Annotated in this window: 1 protein-coding gene; it reads left to right on the top strand. The window is 44.9% G+C overall.

The window, feature by feature from the left end; genetic code table 11:
* Positions 1-23: 23 nt before the first annotated feature.
* The coding region (locus tag ACS8FD_RS12925; RefSeq protein ID WP_439276200.1) for an ATP-binding protein at positions 24-2,572 on the top strand (2,549 nt) is incomplete at its 3' end.

Genomic DNA, 2,572 nt, shown 5'->3' with positions numbered 1-2,572 from the left:
TGTCAGAAGAAGCGCTTGGAGGTATGTCCACCTCTCGTCTATCGTCTGCTACAGTTATTGATGAAAGTCTCAACGAGACAGCCGATGCTCCTCAAGGGGCGATGGCCACATTGGTATCGATTCGCGATAGACTCAGCCGTATGCAGTCGGAGCAGCATGTACAACGCATTGCCATTATCAACGAAAATAATCAGGTACTTGCAACAGTCGGTTATGGTGTGAGCGAAAGTTGGCCTTTAATTGATGCATCACAAAGTTTTTTGTCCCAGCAATCGACGCCTATCGGTACAGCTTATGGCACTGTATTGGGTAATTTTGAAGGGCACAGATTGTGGTTGCTTGTCGATATGGATAACGAGCCACTTTACATCGCGCGTTACCGTATCGCGATGGCGCTCGTTATTACCGGTCTTTTTACGATTTTAATTTTGCTATTAAGTCTCAATATTTATGCCAAACGCTGGATTGCGCCTATTTATGAGCTGCGTTTGCAGCTACAGCGTACTCATGTGGACAATTTATACAAGCCTATTCCGGTTGAGTCTGATGGAGAGTTAAACTTATTACAACAAGACTTGGTTAAGACGTTACGGCGCTTGCACAGCAGCTTTCAGGATTTAAAAGACCACGCGGAACAAACCGAGGACGATCTACGCCTGGCTTTTGATGAGATGGAGATGCAAAACATTTCTATCAGAAATGCTCGTGATGATGCCATCTCAACCAGTCAGGCTAAGTCTGCATTCTTAGCCAATATCAGTCACGAGCTGCGCACACCTCTAAACAGTATTGATGGATTTATTAATTTGCTGGCGCGTCACGGTGAGCTCAATCCTGAACAAGACTTATACGTACATACCATTCGTAAGTCGTCTGCACATCTGCTGGCATTGGTAAATGATGTGTTGGATTTCTCCAAAATTGAAGCAGGCAAGTTGGTGCTTGATCGTCACGAGTTTGATCTTTATGACACTATTTATGACGTGGTCGATATGCTCTCTCCTGTATCGGCAGAGAAAGGTCTACGTATGGCCGTACTGTTTTATAACGATGTGCCGATGCGAATCGTGGGTGATGCCCTACGCCTCAAACAAGTTTTAACCAATCTTGTCGGTAATGCCATTAAGTTCACCGATAGCGGTGATGTCGTGGTGCGCGTAAGCTTAGATGATCATCGCGATAATCATCTGATGATTAGCGTCCAAGATAGTGGCAAAGGGATATCTCTTGCAGACCAAAAGATGCTGTTTCAAAGCTTTAGCCAAGGTGATCCTTCTATCACGCGTCAGTATGGTGGCACAGGATTGGGCCTTGTCATATCTAAGCAACTAACACGGCTTATGGGCGGTGATATTGGGTTTTATGACAATGCACAAGAAAATATAGCCAATCAAGGAGCGACGTTTTGGTTTCGTATGCCAACTCATATCGATGTATTGGAAGCTGCCACTGGTCAAACCATTGCCTTGCCAGTACTTGCACCACTGGCTAGTGCGAATGATGAGTTCAATGTATTGGTCTGGATCAATCACATTGCGTCAAGACAAGTTTTAAAAGCTAGCCTGCAAGTCCTGCCTATCAAACTTACTCAAGCCAACTCGTTACCTGGTGTGCTTGAGTCACTAAAAGAGCATGGCAATTATTGGGACTGGGTAATCGTCGACAACGACACACAAGATGACATGACAGCACTGCTTAAGCAAATTCGTTTGCACTATCAAGGCAAGCTTGCTGTGTTTGGCTATCAAGTTGCTGCTGACCAAGCGTTATTAAACCGCTATCATGCCAATGTCTTATATGAGCCGTTAGATAAGAGGCAGTTATATGCCATGCTCGACACTCAAAAGAAAAGCGAACCGGTCGCAGCGCAAGCACCGCGCTGGCATGGCATAACTGTGCTGGCAGTAGACGATCATCTGCCCAACCTTTTAGTATTAGATGCGCTTCTTAGTGAGCTTGGTATTCATGTCATCACTGCCAATAGTGGCTTTGATGCCATCGAATTGATCAGCAAGCAGCAGGCCAAAAATATAAGAAATGCTAAATCGTCGCAACAAAGCTTATCCAAAAAAACACAGATATCAAAAGCTCAGGCCCGTGCGCAAACCCATAAGGTGTCGGCCAATGCTGCCTCAACCATAGACATAGATACCGAAGAAAATTCGTTGGCCCATTCAAAAAACAACCCAGAAGATAAAGACAGCATCGATCTTATTTTTATGGATATTCAAATGCCACGTATGTCGGGTCGTGAAGCGGCGCAGCAAATCCGTAAAATAGAGGTTGGTGATAGCCATATTCCTATTATTGCACTAACGGCTCACGGATTGTCTGATGAGCGCGATAAGCTACTCGCAAGTGGTATTGATGACTACGTTGGCAAACCAATTAGCCAACCGCAATTGTTACAAGTGCTACAAAAATGGTTAGGGCGTACATCAACGTCGCAGCATTTACTACCAGTTGCGCCTACTGACGCTACCCATAGCATGGCGTCCAATGTCGTAGACAATACCAAAATCAAAAGTCTGTCTGTAGATAAAACTGTGCGACGTCCACTATCTCTGAAAAA

This window comes from Psychrobacter sp. 1U2, assembly GCF_051847575.1.
This window is presented reverse-complemented; position numbering and strand designations above follow the sequence as displayed.